Consider the following 19,617-nt stretch of genomic DNA (forward strand, 5'->3'; position numbering starts at 1 on the left):
CAAAACATCAGCCCGAAAATCAAAACATCAGCCCGAAAATCAAAACATCAGCCCGAAAATCAAAACATCAGCCCGAAAATCAAAACATCAGCCCGAAAATCAAAACATCAGCCCGAAAACCAAAACATCAGCCCGAAAACCAAAACATCAGCCCCGCTCCGGTTGCCTTATAACAGTAAAGGCTTTTACCACCAAATCAAAGGTGATCATCCAAGTAATTTAATTTTAATATTACATGTATAATTCTCCCAGTAATTGTGATATACTTTGTTCGATGAGATTCGACAATGAGGGGGATGGCTGTATGCTGCAAACAAACAATAACGCGCAAGGAAAAAAGGAGAATATTATCCCCTATATTCCCGATGGTGATTTTTATTTTTCGAAAGGTGCCGAAGCGTTTGATAAACATAAATATGATATTGCCATAAAATGGCTGCGCAAGGCAATTGAGGCGGCCCCGGAAAATCCGTTGTACCAATGTCAGATGTCGATTGTTTATACTGAGATTGGTGCTTATCATGCTGCAAATCAATTGCTGCATGAAGTGCTGCAGTATACAGCCGGTCAATACACCGACTGTTATTATTTGCTTGCAAACAATTATGCGCACTTGGGTTTGCTGAATGACGCTAAAAAATATGCTGAAATATATCTGGATAAGCAGAAAAATGGTGATTTCTGCGAAGATGCAGAACATTTACTGAATTTAATGCATAGTGATAAAGAAGATGGTGCTGAGTGGGAATTTGAGGAAGAAGACGAACTGATCGTCTATCAGGAAGCGGCATTCCGTCATTTGCAATGCAAGGAATGGGGGAATGCGATCAAGCTGCTTGAAGAAATGATGGCATTATTTCCGGAACATAAAGCGATTAAGCACGATTATACATATGCCTTATTTTTTTCCGGGTCTACTGAAGAAGCAATCAGTATGGAGCTGGATTTGTTGGAAGAGCAGCCTGATACTTTGCCTTTACGCAGTCACATTAACCTGGCAATGTTTTATCATGAAACAGGATGGATAAAGGAATATAAAAGGTACATCAAGGCATTACTAAATGTATACCCGATTCATGAACAACAGAAATTGCGTATAGCTGTGACACTGGCGGCGACAGGTGATTATGAGCAGGCGTATGGCCGGTTTTGCAACCTTGCCAAACAACAGGTGAAAAATCACTTAGCCTATTATAAATGGTACAGCATTGCGGCTTATAAACTTGGCAGACCTTCCAAAGCTCTTGCATTGTGGGAAGAAGGATGCAAAAACCATCCGTCTCTTGCAAATGAAGAAGGGCCCTGGAAAGTGAAGCGACGGCAGTCTAAAGAACTCTGAGCATAAAGTTAGACTATTTCAGGGACATTTATTACGATAAACATGGTTTGAAGATAATAGTGAGGAAAGGGCTGATTACATGGCCGAAGAACGTATGTATGATGTTATTATTGCTGGTGCAGGCCCTGCTGGCATGACTGCGGCGGTCTATGCATCCCGCGCAAATCTTGATACTTTGATGATTGAACGTGGTATTCCGGGCGGTCAGGTAGCCAATACTGAAGATGTAGAAAACTATCCTGGTTATGAATACATTTCAGGTCCGGATTTATCCAATAAAATGTTTGAACATGCAAAAAAGTTTGGCGCTGAATATGCCTATGGTGACATTCAGAGTGTAGAGGATCATGGCGACTATAAAACAGTATTTGCCGGAAAAAAACAATATAATACACGTGTGCTGATTATCACCACCGGTGCCCAGTACAAGAAACTTGGCGTACCAGGTGAAGAAGAGCTGGGCGGACGAGGCGTTTCGTATTGCGCCGTATGTGATGGTGCTTTCTTTAAAGAGAAAAACCTTATTGTTGTCGGCGGCGGGGACTCTGCCGTTGAAGAAGGCATGTATCTGACACGTTTTGCCGATAAAGTCACGATTGTTCATCGCCGTGATAAACTGCGTGCACAGAAAATACTGCAGGATCGCGCTTTTGATAATGATAAAGTTGATTTTATCTGGAATACTGAAGCGAGAACCATCAATGGTCCCGATGGCAAAGTGAGCGCAGTTTCGTTATATAACAATAAAACAGGCGAGGAGTACGAATACCCGATTGATGGTGTGTTTATCTATATCGGCATGCTGCCACTGAACGAACCATTCAAATCACTTGGTATAACAAACGATGAAGGCTATATTCCAACAAACGAAAATATGGAAACGTCAATTCCGGGCATTTTTGCAGCGGGAGATATTCGTGAAAAATCATTGCGACAAATTGTGACAGCGACTGGAGATGGCAGTATTGCTGCTGAAACAGCTCAAAAATATATTGAGGATCTTCATGAGGAAATGAAAGCGGCGAACTCCTGAGACGAATCATGTAAAATTCTGCTTCAAAAAAGTCATTACTTCTTAAATCTGCTGTAACATGCATGAAACATTTATGGGGTATAATATAATTAACTAATTGACCCCCTTTTAATAATAAATTAGTTTTTTGCAGGTGATCTATTCACCTGCATTTTTTTTGGCTTTGGAAAGAATTTCTGGACGATGCTTGTCCATTAATGTCGAACAACCGTCAATCTGAATGGTTGTTGGCAGTATTGCATTCAGTGTATAATAGAAGCAGAGTGATTGTTTTTTAAAAGGTTGTTCAAAAATACGGTAAAATGGCACTTCATATTTCTTCGTTAGCCCTTTTTATCCTCCTTTTTGAACACGCCCTTTAAGGGAATGCTGTTTCAGATAAGATTATTGCCATCAACCCGCAGATGACATATATTTCTGCAGTAAATCAGTTTCGGCTGCATTTATACTCCATAAAACAGCCAAAGAGAAAGAAGTGAAGCATGAATGCAGCGCGTAACCAATTGCATATTATTAAATGAAGATAAAGTATTATTGCTGAAAAAGCCGCGCCGGGGCTGGTACGCAATGCCCGGCGGCAAGATGGAACAAGGAGAAACGATTAAAGAGTCTGCGGTGCGTGAATATCGGGAAGAAACAGAGTTGGAACTGATTGATCCGGCGCTGGGCGGTGTTTTTACATTCCTGATTTACAACGGGAAAACAATCGTGCAGGAATGGATGATGTTCACATTCTTCTGCCGTTCATTTACCGGAACATTAGCCAGTTACTGCCGGGAAGGCGAACTGGAATGGGTCACATATGATGCTATAAACGCTTTGCCAATGGCAGAGGGAGACAGGAAAATTTTCGAGCACGTACTGGCTTCCGATAGAACGCTATACGGATCATTTTCATATACCGAAGACTATGATCTGATTAATTATCGTCTGGACCCATCAAGTCCCTGAAGAGGAGAAATGTATCGTGCCAAACAATGAACAGGAAACAAAACTGGTAATTATTACCGGAATGTCAGGGGCAGGCAAAACAGGCGCCGTTCAAAGTTTTGAAGATCTTGGCTATTACTGTGTCGATAACTTGCCGCCTGCATTACTGCCAAAATTTTTGGAGCTTATGAAGGATTCACACAACAATATTAAAAATGTGGCGCTGGTAATGGATTTACGCGGAAGGGAATTCTTTGATTCGTTATTTGAAGCGCTGGATCTATTAGGCGAGGAAGACTGGCTTAATGAACACATCCTCTTCCTTGATGCCAAAGATGAAGCATTGGTTACAAGGTATAAAGAAACAAGGCGTACACATCCGTTGGCTGCGGAAGGGCTCCCGCTGAACGGCATTCGTCAGGAGCGAAAAATCCTTGATGAACTAAGAGGAAGAGCGCAGCGGATTATTGATACGACTAATTTGAAGCCGAGGGAATTAAGAGAAAAAATCCTGAAAGCTTATACGGAAGATCAGCAGGATATCTTTTCAGTCCAAATGGTGTCGTTCGGATATAAATACGGCATCCCAATAGATGCCGATCTGCTGTTTGATGTCCGTTTTTTGCCGAATCCACATTATGTATCGCATATGCAGCCGCTGACCGGCCTTAATTCAGAAGTCTCGTCATATGTTTTCAAATGGTCTGACACACAAAAGTTTAATGAAAAAGTACTTGACTTATTGCAGTTCATGCTGCCTCAATATAAAAAAGAAGGCAAATCACAGCTGGTTATAGGAATTGGATGTACCGGCGGCCAGCACCGATCGGTAGCTATTGCTGAATATTTCGCAAAACAGCTTTCAACGCAATATATTACACATGTCAGCCATCGCGATATTGATAAAAGAAAGGGTCATTAATATGGACAGCAGGAAACAACCGAGCGTTGTAGTCATTGGCGGGGGTACCGGTATGCCTGTGCTCTTACGGGGACTGAAAGATTTGCCGATTGACCTGACCGCACTGGTGACAGTAGCAGATGACGGCGGCAGCACAGGCCGACTGAGAAATGAAATGGCGATTCCGGCGCCGGGGGATATACGAAATGTGATTGCAGCCCTGTCGGATGCCGAGCCGATGCTGCTGGAATTATTCCAACACCGGTTTACAATGGGCAACGGTCTGTCCGGTCATTCAATGGGAAACCTGCTACTTGCTGCTATGACATCGGTTACCGGAACCTTTTTTACCGGTATACAGGAAATTTCCCGTGTACTGAACGTCAAAGGCGAAATTTATCCCATATCGAATGACAGCATGTCCCTGCATGCGGAGATGGAAGACGGCACAATTGTGTCAGGTGAATCCAATATTCCGCTTGCAAACAAAAGAATCGAAAAAGTTTATTTAAGCCCGCAGCCGGTACAGCCGCTTCCGGATGCCGTTAATGCGATTAAAAATGCAGATTTGGTTGTGGTTGCACCCGGGAGTCTATATACAAGTATATTGCCTAATATGATTATCCCTCAAATTGATGTGGCTTTAAGCAATACAAACGCCAACGTGGTCTATGTCTGTAATGTGATGACTCAAGCCGGGGAGACAACGGGGTATACCGCTGCAGATCACGTGCAGGCAATCCGCAGCCACATCGGCGGAAATTGTATTGATTCGGTTGTCGTACATAACGAACCAATCAGTAAACACGTCCGACAGGTATATGCAGAAGAAAAAGCGGCACCGGTTATTTACGATACAGAGCGATTACTTGAAATGGGTCTGCAGATTATCGAAGGTGATATCATCGATTCATCACAAACGACATTGCGTCATGATACCAAAAAAATAGCGAAACTGCTCTATTCGCTGATCGATCAAGCGGTATAGACTGCATCTGACGGCTGGACAGGGAGGTGTTAGAAGTGTCATTTGCATCGGAAATAAAAAAAGAATTGACAGGTATTGAATTGGATTCTTGCTGTAATTATGCTGAATTGGCAGCGCTGATCCGGATGAATGGTGTTGTCAGTGTGTCCGGAAATAAATATACGCTGGATGTCCAGACGGAAAACGCCGCAATCGCCCGCCGTATATACACATTAATTAAATCACAGTATGATTTTTCAATTGAATTGCTTGTCAGGAAGAAAATGAAACTGAAAAAAAATAATGTGTACATTGTCCGGATAAAAGAGGATGTACAGGATTTACTTGCTGATTTAGGTATAGTCCGGAATACGAGTACCTTCATAAAAACGATACCCGAGCAATATTACGCTAAAGATTGCTGTAAACGGTCGTATTTAAGAGGTGCTTTTCTGGCAGGCGGTTCAATCAACAATCCTGAGACATCATCATATCATTTGGAGATTTTCAATTCATATCAGCCACACAATGATTCCTTGTGTGAACTGCTGAACGAATTTGATCTCAGGGCGAGAAACCTGGAACGTAAAACAGGATATATCACCTACTTGAAGGAGGCCGAAAAAATAACCGATTTTCTAAGTATTATTGGGGCGCATAATGCTGTCTTCAAGTTTGAGGATGTCAGGATTGTCCGGGATATGCGCAATTCAGTCAACCGGCTTGTCAATTGTGAAACAGCCAACTTGAACAAAACGATTGGTGCTGCATTTCGCCAGATTGAAAACATCAAACTGATTGAAGAAACGGTCGGTTTGGAGGCATTGCCCGAAAAATTGCGTGAAGTTGCCGCATTGCGTGTACAGCATCAGGATATCTCGCTGAAAGAATTGGGTGAGCTGGTTTCGGGCGGAAAAATTTCCAAGTCCGGTATAAATCATCGATTGAAAAAGATAGACGAGTTCGCCGAAAAACTGCATGAAGACGGATTAATCCCGCAAAGTGAATAATCATTCATTTTTTTCCTTTTGTATGATATACTATTCATATTAAAATGACAATTGCATTATAGTACGTGTTCAAAAAGGACGATAGCAAGGACCGAGAAGTTCGAAGTGGAGAAACAGGCCAACGAAGAAATTCGATGTGCTATTTTTACCGGACTTTTTGAACAACCTCTTATAGCTGTTTTCGCAAAAATCGCTGCTTTTACCGTTATGAAACAGCATTTTTCAGCAAAACAGCGTCCAATAGCAGCAGACATCTAAAACCTGCTGCTGTTTTCACAAATATTTTGAAAACGGTTTCAGTAAAGGCTGATACGGGAGGATGAGATTTTTGGTTGAGAAATCGGTAGAAGTTAAGCTTGAGACGGGATTACAGTCACGGCCGGCAGCACAGTTTGTTCAGGAAGCAAACCGTTATTCGGCGCATTTGTTTCTTGAGAAAGACGGAAAGCGGGTGAATGCCAAAAGTATTATGGGTTTGATGAGTCTGGCCGTTTTACCTGGTGAGACAATCAAAATGATTGCAGACGGTGAAGATGAGGAAATAGCCCTTAATGATTTAATCGAATTTGTTTCGAAATAGAAGTTCTATCAGAGGGATAGCTCTTGTTTACCGTAAACACTTATATTGCAATGTCTGGATATGATTTCTTCAGAATATCAATTTATCCAAAGCTATTAAAAAGGCTGCACCATATTCGATGCAGCCTTTTGTGTGTAATTAATATTTACTTCTTGTCTGAATTTCTTTCCAGAATCTTGTCAATCAGACCGTATTCTACTGATTTTTCCGCTGACATGAAGTTGTCACGATCAGTGTCCCGTTCCACAACTTCCATTGGTTGACCAGTACGCTCGGAAAGGATTCGGTTCATTTTTTCGCGCATTTCAATAATGCGGCGTGCATGAATTTCAATATCCGATGCCTGACCTTGTGTGCCGCCCAATGGCTGGTGAATCATAACCTCACTGTTTGGCAGGGCATAGCGTTTGCCTTTTTCACCGGCTGCCAGCAGAAATGCACCCATTGAAGCTGCCATGCCGGTGCAGATAGTTGAAACGTCTGATTTAATGAACTGCATTGTGTCATAAATAGCCATTCCGGCTGTAATACTGCCGCCCGGCGAGTTAATATACAATGAAATATCCTTGTCCGGATCTTCCGCTTCCAGGAAAAGCAGTTGTGCAACAATTGAGTTGGCTACGTTATCGTCGACTCCACTTCCAAGCATAATAATTCTGTCTTTCAGTAAGCGTGAATAAATATCATATGCGCGTTCTCCACGATTAGTCTGTTCAATGACTGTCGGTATTAAATTCATGTATTGTTCCTCCTTCTTTCAGTTCGAATTCTTCCACTTAGTGGATATCTTTATCATAACTAATAGGTCAAAAAAGGTCAAACAAAAATCATTGCATAATAATGAAAAACCCTTTAAACATCGTTCCCTCCAGACGGAAAAATAAACCTTGTGCTACAAAAGTTTATACTTATTTTTGGGACGCCCCTGTTTACCATATTGTGAGATGATCTCAACTTCTCCTTTACCTTCCAAATAGTTTAAGTAGCGGTGAACAGTCTGATATGATATCGGCAGTTCTTCTTGTAATTCCTGAATTGATGATGGTTCAGACTGTCTTAATAAGGAGTCTTTAATTGACCTTAGAGTTGAATAGCTGATTCCTTTTTCAACAAATACATCCTCATTATTTCCGGTTAATTTAGCAATCTTTAAGTTTATCCGAATCCTTGAAATCAAATCCGGTGCCTTGATCGGTTTTAGAGCAAAGTCATTAGCTCCAGCCCGCAGAAAGACGTCGGCAATTTCCTGCCGTCCATCTACCGTCAAAATGATAATTGGTGCCCGGTTGTTTCGCTTTCGAAGTTCTTTTGTTGTTTTAAGCCCATCCCAATCAGGCATGTGGTAGTCAAGTAAAATTAGATCCGGGATGACGCTTTCACTTTGTTCAACCGCAGCTTTTCCCGTAGATATTTCGATGCTGTTCCATCCGGCATAATCACATATCTCCTTCAACGTGAAACGGATATCCTCATTATCATCAACGATTAATATGGTGATACTCATTCGTTCTTTCACCTGCTTCCTGTATTGGTAGCGTAATATTCATTTGTGTATATTTGCCAGGAACACTGTTTACAGTTATATTTCCCTGGTGATTTTCGATGACGCGTTTAACAAACGAAAGACCGATACCGGATGAATCCTTTGTACTGAAGCCAGGCTGCCAAATATCCTTTAGATGCTCCGTCTTTATCCCCGGACCGTTATCCTCGACGCAAAACAAAATCCCCTCATCTATCTTTTTGACATTGATATGGATAAATCCTTTTTTTTCGGCAAATGAACTGATGGCATTTTCTAAAATATTTGATATGGCACGTGAAAAACGGATCTTATTAACATGAATAGGCGGCAGATTTTCGTCAATATCGATTTTCAATTTTATAAGCTGATTATCAATGTTAAGATGGCTCGTTACATATTCGATTAATTCTTTGACTGTCAGTTCTTGTTTATTATTTTCATAAAGTATTTCGGAAATCATATCATTTATCTTTTTAAGTGAATTGTCCACTCGTGCAAAATAAGTTCGTAGTGTTCCGTTTTCAGATTGCAATTTCATACCAATTAAAGATACAAGGCCTTCAACGGTAACAAGGGGAGTTTTCAGGTCATGTACCAGCATACTGATTTCTTCGTAAACTTTTGATTCCGTAAGTGCCGTCCGGGTTTCTTTCAACTCTTGCTCCTGTAAATGATATTTCTTCAAGGTATCGAGTTGTCTGTTCAGAAGATGGATCAAAATTGTAAAAATAATGGCGATCGTAAGAAAAACAATAAAGAATATGGATGAAATCGTATTCAATAGACTATTTCCGGTTAAAAACTGATCCGCCATTTTAATGCTCGCAGCCAGATCATTTGTCCCAAAGCCAAATGCCGTAAACGCCGGGATTAGATACAGCCATTGAATCGCCAGCAAAACTAAAAATAATATGATGGAGAAGATAATGTAATAATGCTTTTGTTTGGGGATGTATAATTGAAGCAAAATAATAATCCCAGCTGCAAAAAAGTGTCCGGTGTATGAAAAATGTTCCTGATAGAACAAATTGTAGAATAACAAAAATGAAAAAAGAATTGTTAGAAGACTAATTGAAAACATCACCGAGTCCGTTTGTTTTGTAAGTGTATTTGCTAAAATCGCCGAGCCGAAATAAATGAAGAAAAATGTTAAAAGGTATTTGGCAATATATACAAATGTTGTAATTAAGAGCAAACCACTATCGCTCTGAATTATACTGTTATAAATATTGTCGTTAATGAAAATAGACCAGTTATCATAAAGAATCGGCAGCAGAAATCCATAGACTGCCAATAAAAAGCCAATACATCCAAATATCAGATATTCTCTTACGTTGACCATTGAATCAGCCTTTCTCACCGGAATACAGAATTAAAGGGGGTTTGCAGGTCTTCTAATTTGCTCACAAGTGTTACCGGGATGGAGTGTTTACGGATTAAGCTGACATAGTCTGCTTCGTTTTTCATATTATGTAATCCAATAAAGTAATCGGCAGATGGGGCGATTTGTTCAAACAGCTTCCAAGTTCGTGTGTTGTTTCGATACCTGCCGGAGATATTCACCAAAATGATAGGCAACTCGGTCGCCTGAGCCTCGGCAATTAATTCTGTCATTCTGCTCAATTCTTCCGGAAAAGAACGTCCGGTTTGTGATAAACCATTGGTGCTGAATCCGAGCATAATGACAACACTGTTATAGTCATAAAGATCTGTACCGAGGGCTCTTGGCCGGTAGTCTGCTTCAAGGTTAAGATTCTCGGCTATACTTAGCAGAACACTGCTTTCGGCAGCCTGTCCGGCTGATGTAATCAATACCTTCTCATCCGCAATCGGAGCAGGGAGATTTGGATACATGTTGATGTACGTAGACTGTGATGTTCCAAGTGATTTAACTGAAAATAGAATAGCAATGGAAAAACAAATTATGACGGGAATAAATTTTTTGATCATCTGAATCTCTCCAATATAAAAAAGGCAAAGCATCTGCTTTACCTATTATATACTTTATTCACAATTTTTCAATTACTCCTTCATTTTAGGATCCAAAGCATCACGCAAGCCATCACCAAAGAGGTTGAATCCAATAACAACAAAAAATATAGCTAAACCCGGAAAGGTTATAACCCATGGCGCGTTTTGCAATGCCGCACGCCCATCACTTAACATGGCTCCCCATTCTGGAGTAGGAGGTTGTGCTCCGAGTCCAAGAAAGCTCAGTCCGGCAGCGTCCAATATAGCGGTGCCGACACTGAGTGTCGCCTGAACGATAATAGGAGCGGTGCAGTTAGGCAGCACATGTTGCATGAGCGTTCTTCCGTGCTTGGCACCGATAGCCCTTGCAGCTTCGATATACTCTGTTTCTTTTACAGATAAAACAGCTGAACGGATGATCCGCGCGAACTGAGGAATGCCGATGATTCCAACCGCTATCATTGCGTTTCTTAGACTCGGACCAAGTACGGCAACTAATGCAATAGCCAGCAAGATACTGGGGAATGCTAATAGAATATCGATAAAACGCATGATAATCTGATCAACCCATCTTCCAAAATAACCGGCAACCGCCCCTAATAAAACACCAATTATCATGGAAATTCCAACTGCAATGACGCCAATTTGAATAGATATCCGCGTACCATAAATTATTCTGCTGAAAATATCACGGCCAAGGGCGTCTGTCCCCAGCCAATGTTCTGAAGATGGTTTCTGGTATTGATTAAGAATTGATTGTTCTGTAGGACTATGTGTTGCAATTAAAGGAGCGAATATAGCAGTAACGATCAGAATGAAAATAATACAAAATCCGATTAACGATGTTTTGCTTTTTAATAAGTGAAGCAGTGATTCCACCCACAAATTTCTTGGTTTGGCGGTTTTGGCATCTTTTGTTTCCGATAAATCCGGATTTGTTATAGGATTTGGCTGAAGTGACAAAGGTGAACATCCTTTCGTTTGATAATAGGAACTATTAATTTTTCGAACTACTCATAACGAATTCTGGGATCGAAGTATTTATATAGAAGGTCAGTTATCAAATTAACGAAAACAAATATAATGGCTATAACAAGTATCGTGCTTTGAACTACCGGATAATCACGACCGAGAACCGATAAATAAACGTACCGTCCTACTCCGGGCCAGGAGAATATCGATTCTGTCAATACAGCCCCTCCAAGCAAAAAGCCAAATTGAAGTCCAATAACCGTCAAAACGGGAAGAAAGGCATTCTTTAATGCATGCCGGAAAATGATGATCCGTTTTTTTAACCCTTTTGCATCAGCAGTTTGGATATAATCCTGATGCATCACTTCAAGCATGCTTGAACGCGTCATACGAGCAATGATTGCCATCGGGATAGTTCCAAGTGCTATACCCGGCATTAGCAAGTGAAAGAATGAATCTTTAAATGCAGCCCAATTCCACGTTAAAATACTGTCAAGCAAATAAAAATTTGTTATCGTTTCGAGCTCTATACTTGATGATAATCTGCCGGATGGCGGCAACAGCTGGAGCTGAACAGAAAAAAGCAAAATCATCATGAGTCCAAGCCAAAAAATCGGCATCGAAACACCGAATAAAGCTCCTGTCATACTGATATTATCAAACCAGGAATATTGCTTGACCGCTGCAATGACCCCGGCAGTTATTCCCACAGCTATCGCTAAAATCATGGCAAAAATCGTCAGCTCAATCGTTGCAGGTAATTTTTGTAATAATTCGTACGCAATCGATTCGTTTGATTGGATCGATTCTCCTAAATCACCTTGAACTATTTTTCCGATGAAATTTCCATATTGAACAATGTAAGGGTCATTCAATCCCAATTCTTCACGCAACAGTTCAAGCTGGGTTTCGGTTGCTTTGGTTCCAAGCATACTTTTAGCTGGATCTCCCGGGATTAAATGTATCAGGGAAAAAGTTAAAATTGAGACGCCAATGAGCACAGGGATGGTCAATAGTATTCTCTTAAAAATATATTTTAGCATTTTGGAATTCCTCCATTAATCTGGAATTAACTCCAGAAGCCAGGATTGGCAATCTGGAGTATTTATTCCAGTTGGAAAATTAAGATTTTTATTATTGGAATGTCTGTTATTTTTTGAGATCCAACAAATTAAATGGTTCAGTACCAGTCGGATGTGGTACATAATCTTTTACGTTTTTGCTCGCAGCGATTGGCGGTGTTGTATGGGCAATTGGAAACCAAGGTGCATCCTCGTGAATAATTTCTTGTGCTTCCATATAATATTCAATACGTTTTTCCTGGTCCATTTCCGTTTGGGCCGCTTTTAATAAGTCGTGAACTTCATCACTCTTATACATGGCAACGTTGCCTGCTGAAGCATTCGCGTTATCTTTATCCAGCAGGACATAAAGGAAATTGTCCGGGTCACCATTGTCACCGGTCCACCCAAGAAATTTCATGTCGTAGCTTGTATCTTCACCGGACGTATGAGTGTCCCAGTCGTTAACAACAACCTCGACGTTGATATTTACTTCTTTTAACATTTCCTGTATAGCTTGAGCAGTTATTTTTGGTTGCGGCATATAAGGTCTCGGATTGGCAAATGTGTGCAGGTTGATATCAAAACCATCTGCATACCCCGCTTCTGCGAGTAGTTTTTTAGCTTCTTCCACATCATATCCATAATCTTCAATATTATCGTTATACCCCCATAAAGATGGAGGAAGTGGATTTTTAGCCGGTTTTCCGATTCCATCATACAGACTCATTAGCTCCTCTTTGTCAATAGCTAAATTAATAGCCTGACGGACCAGCTTTTCGGACATTGGCCCTTCTTTACTAGTATTAAAAGCCATATAACTGACGTTCATAGATGGTCTACGGATGACCTGAAGATTTTCATCATCTTCCGCAGTTTGAATATCCTGTGGATTCAAACCTTTCATCAGGTCAATTGACCCAGCCTGCAGTTCAAGAAATCTTGCTCCATTATCAGGGATTGTCCGGAAAATCACTTCGTCTATTTTAGCAACTTCTCCAAAATAGTCTTCGTTTTTAGAAAGTGTAATTTTGTCATCCGGAATCCATTCTTCAAATACAAACGGTCCGGTGCCAACGGGGTTTTTAAAAAAATCTTCACCGTGTTTTTCGATAGCCTCAGGACTTGCAATTCCGAATGGCGGCATCGCTAATGTCTGCAGGAATGGGGCGTTCGGTTCTGATAATGTGAACTGAACCTCGTAGTCACCAGTTGCTTCTACATTTTCGATAATACCTCCCATATCTTCATCAGTAGACCCAAACATGTATGCATAGTAAGAAAAATCACCAGAGGTAGTCCAGCGCTCAAAATTATAAACGACATCCTCTGCATTGAAATCAGTACCATCATGGAACTTAACATCATCCCTTAGTGTAAATGTCCAAACTAAACCATCATCACTGACATTCCATTCGGTTGCCAGTGCCGGTTTCACTTCAGTACTATCCGTTTTGTATCTGACTAAAGGATCGAAAATTTGATTGGTGACATAGATGGACTCACCATCAGTAACTTTTGATGGATCAAGTTGAAGGGAATCATTACCGCGCCCGAAGACAAGGGTCTTTTTACCGTCTTGTGCTTCGGCTTCATCCGAACCCTCATCACCGGATGAATCTTCAGATTGACTATCGCCGGTTGAACCGGTGCCTGCATCGTCTGTACAAGCGGCCATAATAAATACAACAGCAAAAAATAATGTAAACAATAACACGTAATGGCGCTTCTTCAAGTCAAGTCCCCCTTTGTAAATTTGTAGTTTTGGAATCACTCTTAAGTATTTGCTTTATCCAACCACCTCCTTAGCGAAATGACATGCTGCCATTTGGCCGCTTGCTGATACCTGTCTTAATGCAGGTTTTTCGGTACGGCATATCTCCTCAGCTAGCGGACATCTCGTATGGAATTTACAGCCTTGTGGTGGATTCGCTGGTGAAGGCAGATCACCTTGTAAGATAATACGCTGTTTTTCGTGGTGCGGATCTGCTTCAGGCACCGCTGATAAAAGTGCTTGTGTATATGGGTGTTTCGCATCCTGATAGACGTCATGAACATCGCCGATTTCAACAAGTTCTCCCAGGTACATCACTGCTACACGATCACTGATGTGATGGACAACACTTAAGTCATGGGCGATAAAAATATATGTAAGGTCAAATTCCTGCTGCAATTCTTCCATCAAATTAATGACTTGTGCCTGAATGGAAACATCCAATGCAGAAACAGGTTCGTCACAAATGACCAGTTCGGGATCCAATGCGAGTGCTCTTGCAATACCGATCCGCTGCCGCTGTCCGCCGCTGAATTCATGCGGGTAGCGATGTTTATGATAGCTTTGCAGTCCTACAACGTCCAGGAGCCTTTCCAACCTTTTGCCTCTTTCTTCTTTGAGAACATTAAATATTTTCATCGGTTCCATAATTGTCTGTTCAATTGTTTTTCGCGGATTTAGCGATGCGTATGGGTCCTGGAAAATAATTTGCATTTCTTTTCTGAGCTTTCGCATCTCTTCTCCCCGAAAATGTGTGATATCTTTACCTTTGAATAGAATCTCCCCATCAGAAGCTTCCAGCAATTTTAATATGACCCTTCCTGCAGTTGATTTCCCGCAGCCGCTTTCACCAACCAATCCAAGTGTTTCGCCTTTTTTAACTGAAAAAGAAATACCATCGACTGCTTTTAACACAGGCTTTTCTTTTGAGAACAGCTGGTTATTTTTTAATGGAAAATGTTTTTTTATATTGTTTACTTCTAATAAAGTACTCATGTTTCCACCGCCTTTGTTGGGTAGTTTTCATAAAGCAGGCAGCGGACTTGGTGGTTTTCGCCAACCTTCAGCAATTCAGGATCGTTTGTTAAACATGATTCCATCACATGTTTGCATCTCGGAGCAAAGCTGCATCCATCAGGCAGATCACGTAAATCCGGCGGTACTCCGTCGATAGCCTCCAATTTTTGTTTGTTAGACGTTATTTTCGGTATTGAATTCATGAGACCTTGCGTATATGGATGTTTTCCATTATCAAATAGATTATTGGCATCTGAGAATTCAGCTGGTTTCCCAGCATACATCACCATAACGCGGTCGCATACTTCGGCAACTACGCCTAAGTCGTGCGTTATCATGATAATAGCCATATCAAGTTCCCGCTGCATGCGCTTCAATAACTCAAGAATTTGTGCCTGTATGGTTACATCGAGTGCAGTTGTCGGTTCATCCGCGATCAGAAGTGATGGATTACAGGATAGCGCCATTGCAATCATGACACGCTGACGCATTCCGCCGCTGAATTCATGCGGAAAGCTTTTCAGTCGTTTTTGCGGTTCCGGAATGCCGACTAAATCAAGCAATTCGAGGGTGCGTTCTTTTGCCTCTTTTTTAGATGTATTCTCATGTGCCAGGATGGTTTCCATCATTTGTTTTTCAATCGTGAAGACAGGGTTTAATGATGTCATCGGATCCTGGAATATCATACCTATTTCTTTGCCGCGGATCTTTCGCATCTGTTTTGGTGATTTATGGAGCAGATTTTCACCTTTGAAATGAATTTTGCCATCTGCAATCTTGCCGGGAGGGGAGGGGACCAGTCCCAAAATAGACATTGCCGTCATACTTTTGCCTGATCCCGATTCGCCTACAATACCAAGCGTTTCCCCCGGACTTATTTCAAAATCCACACCGTCCACTGCTTTGACGGTTCCGGACTTTGTGAAAAAATGCGTATGTAAATCGCTGACTTCAAGGAGTGAATCAGCTTTTTTCATGGACAGCCTCCTAAGTTATGATAAATTATTTGATTGTTTTGAATTAACATATATTATACAACCTAAATAAAGGATTTTGATGTTTTTCTCTTTTTTCTCAAAAAAATAAATATTGAAAATAAAAAGAGGGATGAAGAAAAGGCTTGTTTAAATCAAAAGATGACGTTATAATATTTATTGTGTCTGAATCAATTACCATCATATGCGCTCGTAGCTCAGTCGGATAGAGCACTGGTTTCCGGTACCAGGAGTCGGGGGTTCAAGTCCTCCCGGGCGCGTTTTACATGAAAAAGCAAGTGAGAGCAGATTTGTTCTCACTTGCTTTTTTATTTCCCCAAATGTTGGATGCCTGCCAGGAAAGAAACTGAAATCACAGTATTGTTTCACAAATTCAAGACTCCCGCTCCGGCTTTTTCTTATCAGGAAACATCAGGCTGAATACAATTCCGAAAAATGCTGCGATGAAAAAGGTGGAGAACCTTGATGTAATGATGCTGTCAAGTGGTGTGCTGATCCATAATACAGTAAAGACAAATCCGGAAATGATGGTCGCGATAACCCCGGAGCTCGAATAGCGTTTCCAGAAAAATGTCATGAGGATGGCCGGTGACAGGGTGCATCCGACACCTGCCCACGCCCAGCTGACGATTAAATAAACCAGTGATTCGGATGTCAGAGCGATGATCATACCAACAATTCCGGATATGAGAATTGTGATCCGGGACACCCGCAAGAGCTGACTATCGGTTAATCGCATGCCAAGTGCTTTATGAATAATGTCTTCACTGACGGAGCTTGTGAGAACCATTAATTGCGAATTGGCTGTTGTAATAATTGCAGCCAGGATTCCTGCGAGTAACAGTCCTGCTATCCATGGCGGCATTAAATCAAGAATCATATGCGGAAGGATCGTTTCTACATCTGAAAATGTGCCCTGACTGTACATGGCAATAGCTGCAAGGCCAATCAGAAACGCGCCGGTATAGGCCAAAATTGTCCAGACAATCGCTACGTTTCTAGCTTGTTTTGCTTCTTTCTTATCTTTCAGTGCCATGAAACGTGCGGTCAGTTGTGGCTGGCCGCCAAGATAACCGAAAAACCAGGAAAAATTATTGAAAAATAATACCCCGAGGGCAAACCCGGTCGCCCCGCCAAACCAGGAATTGAACGAATCACCGGCAGTTACCAGTGATTGGCTGATGGAAAGGTCGTTCGTGAAAACATAGATCAATGCAACAATCGGCAGAATACAAAGCGTAATCAGCATCATGATACTTTGCAGCATATCAGTCCAGACGACGGAAATGAACCCGCCAAAAAAAGCAATGCCCAGAACGACAATCGTTGCCAGTACAATGCCAACTGTCTCATTCATGTTAAATGAGGTAAAAAATAACTTGCCGGCACCTGCCAATTGTGCACCAACATAAAACATGAAGAAGCCGGCAATCAAAATACTGGCAACCCAGCGGATAAGATTGGCTTTTTCGCCGTAATTAACGGCCAGATAATCCGGCAATGTCAACACACCGTGTTTATCAGTCTCATCCATGAATTTTCTTGCCAGAAACAGCCACGCAAAAATGATACCGACGGCAATTCCGAGTGCGACCCAAATCCCGGACAACCCGGTTGTGAATACAAATCCGGTGAATCCCAAAAGCAGCCATGCCGACTCGCCTGTGGCCCGTTCTGAGAATGCAAGCGCCCACCCCGGCAATTTTTTTCCGCCAAGGAGAAATATCGAATGACTCATCCTCGTCCGGCTTGTATAAAAGCCGATTGCGATCATTACAATGAAATATAAAATAAACTCAATAATGATGATATTACTCATTTATGGCCTCCTATTTTGCTCTTTGCCCTTCATTATTCGGCTATGATAGGAAGCGGTTTTGCTATGTCGGAAAAAAATGCATGTTCATCATTCCACCCCCTTGTATGATGTTTATGAACGGGTGTCAGACAAACATGCATTGTTTTTCGAACTCTATAAAGCTATAGCCATAAGCTCAGTGCCAATAACAGACCAAATGCCCAATGATGCCATGCTGCCCATTTCATGCCACTCACTTTCTCAGCCCGTGTGGCATTTTTCCGTAAAGACCAACGCAAACGGGAAGCAAAAGGCAATGATAGCAGGACAATGATGGCTGAGGGTGGTAAAATGCCTATTGCTGCCAGAAAGAGAACAATCACATATGTCAAACACAGCAGAACAGTTAGCAAATTGATAGCCCGATTGCGTTCGAGAATCATTGCAAGTGTTGTGCGGAATGTATGATCTTTCTCAATGTCTCGTATATTGTTTGTCAGAATCATAGACGCAATTAAAAAAGCAAACGGCAAGGAGACAGCAGCAATTGTGAAGTCAAGCATATACCCTTGAACGACATAGCTTAATATCGTGACAACCGGACCAAGAAATATGAAGGCCACTGTTTCGCCCAAACCGATTGAACATAATGGCCGCGGACCGGCAGAATAGAGATAGCCGAAAATAATCCCGGCAATTCCCACAGGTATAATCCAGAGTGTGCTTTGCACCGCCAACCAGATGCCAATAGCAATTGCTGCACATATCATCATAATAGCAAGATATGGAACGGTTTGATGAGCAGGGCCCTTTGCATCAGAAACATCGACAGTCCATTTTTCCTTGTCCTGCCCATGCAGAAAATCATAATAATCATTAAACAGATTCGCAGCGGTTTGTATTAAGAGTGCTGCTGTAAGCATAGCAAGAAAAATGTCAAAACGGACTCCGCCATGTATGGAGGCCATTCCGGTGCCGGCCAGAATCGGGGTAATTGTTCCGGTCAGCGTCATCAGGCGCAGTAATTGGATCCATGTTGCCCGATAATAATAGGTTTCGTGACTATTGTTGACTGTGGACTGCAGCATAACAGTTCATCCCCTTTATTAAAATAAAACCATTAAAACAATAAGTGCCATAAAACCGGCAGCCTCGACTGATTCCAAAAGTGCTGCGTTTACGAGAGCTTTAAATAATGGTTTTTTATTACCAGTGTCAGCTTGCTCCCACAGTTCAGCATTTGATAAAACCTTAGTGAATCGTTTGAACCCGACAAACACACCCCACAACAGTGTGGATGTTCCAATCGTCAGGGCAGCAATCCAAATATTCCCGTACCGTGTTGCAATGACATCATGCCATTGGCTGATTGGGCCGAACACCGTGCCGAGCAGTATCCCTGTGGCGATGACGCCGGCGCCTGCTCCGGTCAAAAATTTGTGGGACCATTGCATCAATGCCTGCAATAATTGCCGCTGCTGAATGAAAGTCATTTTCCTGACTGCGGGGTACACCCCCCATCCTATAAACAAAATACCGCCTGCCCAAATAATTGCCAGCAAAATATGCACAACCAACATTGCCTGACGCAGTTCCCATGGCATGATTGATCACCAGCTTTGTTTAGTTGATTCCATTGTATACCTGGGGGACGTCAAGTGATGTGACAAATATCACATCATTTCAGCTGTGCTTGTTTTCTGAACGTGAGTTTTTGTCTGTTTTGTGGCAAAATGGAACCAGA

The 19,617-nt window shown here is 41.7% G+C and carries 20 protein-coding genes and 1 tRNA gene; 9 read left to right on the top strand and 12 right to left on the bottom strand.

Features of this window, described 5'->3' with window-relative positions:
- The first annotated feature begins 304 nt into the window (after nucleotides 1–304).
- The 8 genes from VK097_RS02315 to VK097_RS02350 all read left to right on the top strand — a co-directional run bounded on the left by VK097_RS02315 (nucleotide 305) and on the right by VK097_RS02350 (nucleotide 6,760).
- Nucleotides 305–1,339 (top strand): tetratricopeptide repeat protein, encoded by a 1,035-nt coding sequence (locus VK097_RS02315; protein WP_324210184.1) that lies wholly within the window; start codon nucleotides 305–307, stop codon nucleotides 1,337–1,339.
- A 79-nt stretch (nucleotides 1,340–1,418) separates the two neighbouring features.
- The gene (gene trxB, locus VK097_RS02320) at nucleotides 1,419–2,372 is read left to right on the top strand and encodes a thioredoxin-disulfide reductase (RefSeq protein ID WP_324210185.1); all 954 of its coding nucleotides are present in this window, start codon (nucleotides 1,419–1,421) and stop codon (nucleotides 2,370–2,372) included.
- Between the two features lie 486 nt (nucleotides 2,373–2,858).
- Entirely contained in the window at nucleotides 2,859–3,323 is a 465-nt protein-coding gene (locus VK097_RS02325) for an 8-oxo-dGTP diphosphatase (RefSeq protein WP_324210186.1), read from the top strand.
- A 16-nt stretch (nucleotides 3,324–3,339) separates the two neighbouring features.
- Nucleotides 3,340–4,224 carry an RNase adapter RapZ gene (gene rapZ / locus VK097_RS02330; RefSeq protein ID WP_324210187.1) on the top strand — a complete coding sequence of 295 codons (885 nt, stop codon included), beginning with the start codon at nucleotides 3,340–3,342 and terminating at the stop codon, nucleotides 4,222–4,224.
- A 1-nt stretch (nucleotide 4,225) separates the two neighbouring features.
- Nucleotides 4,226–5,191, top strand: coding sequence for a gluconeogenesis factor YvcK family protein (locus tag VK097_RS02335; protein ID WP_324210188.1), 966 nt, complete (start codon nucleotides 4,226–4,228; stop codon nucleotides 5,189–5,191).
- A gap of 35 nt (nucleotides 5,192–5,226) precedes the next feature.
- Nucleotides 5,227–6,180: a DNA-binding protein WhiA gene (whiA, locus tag VK097_RS02340; RefSeq protein ID WP_324210189.1), complete on the top strand. Its 954-nt coding sequence runs from the start codon at nucleotides 5,227–5,229 to the stop codon at nucleotides 6,178–6,180.
- Nucleotides 6,181–6,285: 105 nt separating this feature from the next.
- The gene (locus VK097_RS02345; protein ID WP_324210190.1) at nucleotides 6,286–6,438 is read left to right on the top strand and encodes a hypothetical protein; all 153 of its coding nucleotides are present in this window, start codon (nucleotides 6,286–6,288) and stop codon (nucleotides 6,436–6,438) included.
- Between the two features lie 70 nt (nucleotides 6,439–6,508).
- A complete protein-coding gene (locus VK097_RS02350) occupies nucleotides 6,509–6,760 on the top strand; it encodes an HPr family phosphocarrier protein (RefSeq protein WP_324210191.1) in 252 nt (83 codons plus the stop codon).
- A gap of 145 nt (nucleotides 6,761–6,905) precedes the next feature.
- Here the strand turns inward: VK097_RS02350 and clpP are convergent, their stop codons facing one another.
- The 9 genes from clpP to VK097_RS02395 all read right to left on the bottom strand — a co-directional run bounded on the left by clpP (nucleotide 6,906) and on the right by VK097_RS02395 (nucleotide 16,057).
- Nucleotides 6,906–7,499: an ATP-dependent Clp endopeptidase proteolytic subunit ClpP gene (gene clpP, locus VK097_RS02355; RefSeq protein ID WP_324210192.1), complete on the bottom strand. Its 594-nt coding sequence runs from the start codon at nucleotides 7,497–7,499 to the stop codon at nucleotides 6,906–6,908.
- 153 nt (nucleotides 7,500–7,652) lie between these two features.
- The gene (locus VK097_RS02360) at nucleotides 7,653–8,264 is read right to left on the bottom strand and encodes a response regulator (RefSeq protein ID WP_324210193.1); all 612 of its coding nucleotides are present in this window, start codon (nucleotides 8,262–8,264) and stop codon (nucleotides 7,653–7,655) included.
- Nucleotides 8,239–9,627: a HAMP domain-containing sensor histidine kinase gene (locus VK097_RS02365; protein ID WP_324210194.1), complete on the bottom strand. Its 1,389-nt coding sequence runs from the start codon at nucleotides 9,625–9,627 to the stop codon at nucleotides 8,239–8,241. Before VK097_RS02365 ends, VK097_RS02360 begins: the two co-directional genes overlap by 26 nt.
- 14 nt (nucleotides 9,628–9,641) lie before the next feature.
- Nucleotides 9,642–10,235, bottom strand: coding sequence for a DUF6305 family protein (locus VK097_RS02370; protein ID WP_324210195.1), 594 nt, complete (start codon nucleotides 10,233–10,235; stop codon nucleotides 9,642–9,644).
- A 72-nt stretch (nucleotides 10,236–10,307) separates the two neighbouring features.
- Nucleotides 10,308–11,219 (bottom strand): nickel transporter permease, encoded by a 912-nt coding sequence (nikC, locus tag VK097_RS02375; RefSeq protein WP_414672144.1) that lies wholly within the window; start codon nucleotides 11,217–11,219, stop codon nucleotides 10,308–10,310.
- Between the two features lie 47 nt (nucleotides 11,220–11,266).
- Entirely contained in the window at nucleotides 11,267–12,271 is a 1,005-nt protein-coding gene (locus VK097_RS02380; RefSeq protein WP_324210196.1) for an ABC transporter permease, read from the bottom strand.
- A 106-nt stretch (nucleotides 12,272–12,377) separates the two neighbouring features.
- Nucleotides 12,378–14,024: an ABC transporter substrate-binding protein gene (locus VK097_RS02385; RefSeq protein WP_324210197.1), complete on the bottom strand. Its 1,647-nt coding sequence runs from the start codon at nucleotides 14,022–14,024 to the stop codon at nucleotides 12,378–12,380.
- Between the two features lie 54 nt (nucleotides 14,025–14,078).
- Nucleotides 14,079–15,059: an ABC transporter ATP-binding protein gene (locus VK097_RS02390; RefSeq protein ID WP_324210198.1), complete on the bottom strand. Its 981-nt coding sequence runs from the start codon at nucleotides 15,057–15,059 to the stop codon at nucleotides 14,079–14,081.
- Entirely contained in the window at nucleotides 15,056–16,057 is a 1,002-nt protein-coding gene (locus tag VK097_RS02395) for an ABC transporter ATP-binding protein (RefSeq protein ID WP_324210199.1), read from the bottom strand. The genes VK097_RS02390 and VK097_RS02395 overlap by 4 nt, the downstream gene beginning before the upstream one ends.
- 204 nt (nucleotides 16,058–16,261) lie before the next feature.
- On the opposite strand from VK097_RS02395, the gene VK097_RS02400 reads away from it, so the two are divergent.
- Nucleotides 16,262–16,335, top strand: a tRNA-Arg gene (locus tag VK097_RS02400).
- Between the two features lie 113 nt (nucleotides 16,336–16,448).
- On the opposite strand, the gene VK097_RS02405 is transcribed toward VK097_RS02400, so the two are convergent.
- The 3 genes from VK097_RS02405 to VK097_RS02415 form a co-directional block, all read right to left on the bottom strand.
- Nucleotides 16,449–17,894: a sodium/proline symporter gene (locus VK097_RS02405; protein WP_324210200.1), complete on the bottom strand. Its 1,446-nt coding sequence runs from the start codon at nucleotides 17,892–17,894 to the stop codon at nucleotides 16,449–16,451.
- 161 nt (nucleotides 17,895–18,055) lie between these two features.
- On the bottom strand, nucleotides 18,056–18,961 hold the full coding sequence (locus tag VK097_RS02410) for a prenyltransferase (protein ID WP_324210201.1): 906 nt from the start codon (nucleotides 18,959–18,961) through the stop codon (nucleotides 18,056–18,058).
- A gap of 18 nt (nucleotides 18,962–18,979) precedes the next feature.
- Entirely contained in the window at nucleotides 18,980–19,477 is a 498-nt protein-coding gene (locus tag VK097_RS02415) for a hypothetical protein (RefSeq protein WP_324210202.1), read from the bottom strand.
- Nucleotides 19,478–19,617 lie beyond the last annotated feature (140 nt).

The organism is Lentibacillus sp. (assembly GCF_035301675.1).
Lineage (GTDB): Bacteria > Bacillota > Bacilli > Bacillales > Amphibacillaceae > Lentibacillus.

What these genes read in the sequence shown, in the direction of transcription:
- trxB (WP_324210185.1), top strand. Translation starts at nt 1,419, where the DNA reads ATGGCCGAAGAACGTATGTATGATGTTATTATTGCTGGTGCAGGCCCT.
- VK097_RS02395 (WP_324210199.1), bottom strand. Translation starts at nt 16,057, where the DNA reads ATGAAAAAAGCTGATTCACTCCTTGAAGTCAGCGATTTACATACGCAT.
- VK097_RS02335 (WP_324210188.1), top strand. Translation starts at nt 4,226, where the DNA reads ATGGACAGCAGGAAACAACCGAGCGTTGTAGTCATTGGCGGGGGTACC.
- VK097_RS02315 (WP_324210184.1), top strand. Translation starts at nt 305, where the DNA reads ATGCTGCAAACAAACAATAACGCGCAAGGAAAAAAGGAGAATATTATC.
- VK097_RS02370 (WP_324210195.1), bottom strand. Translation starts at nt 10,235, where the DNA reads ATGATCAAAAAATTTATTCCCGTCATAATTTGTTTTTCCATTGCTATT.
- VK097_RS02390 (WP_324210198.1), bottom strand. Translation starts at nt 15,059, where the DNA reads ATGAGTACTTTATTAGAAGTAAACAATATAAAAAAACATTTTCCATTA.
- VK097_RS02415 (WP_324210202.1), bottom strand. Translation starts at nt 19,477, where the DNA reads ATGCCATGGGAACTGCGTCAGGCAATGTTGGTTGTGCATATTTTGCTG.
- VK097_RS02325 (WP_324210186.1), top strand. Translation starts at nt 2,859, where the DNA reads ATGCAGCGCGTAACCAATTGCATATTATTAAATGAAGATAAAGTATTA.
- clpP (WP_324210192.1), bottom strand. Translation starts at nt 7,499, where the DNA reads ATGAATTTAATACCGACAGTCATTGAACAGACTAATCGTGGAGAACGC.
- VK097_RS02405 (WP_324210200.1), bottom strand. Translation starts at nt 17,894, where the DNA reads ATGAGTAATATCATCATTATTGAGTTTATTTTATATTTCATTGTAATG.
- VK097_RS02365 (WP_324210194.1), bottom strand. Translation starts at nt 9,627, where the DNA reads ATGGTCAACGTAAGAGAATATCTGATATTTGGATGTATTGGCTTTTTA.
- VK097_RS02380 (WP_324210196.1), bottom strand. Translation starts at nt 12,271, where the DNA reads ATGCTAAAATATATTTTTAAGAGAATACTATTGACCATCCCTGTGCTC.
- VK097_RS02410 (WP_324210201.1), bottom strand. Translation starts at nt 18,961, where the DNA reads ATGCTGCAGTCCACAGTCAACAATAGTCACGAAACCTATTATTATCGG.
- VK097_RS02360 (WP_324210193.1), bottom strand. Translation starts at nt 8,264, where the DNA reads ATGAGTATCACCATATTAATCGTTGATGATAATGAGGATATCCGTTTC.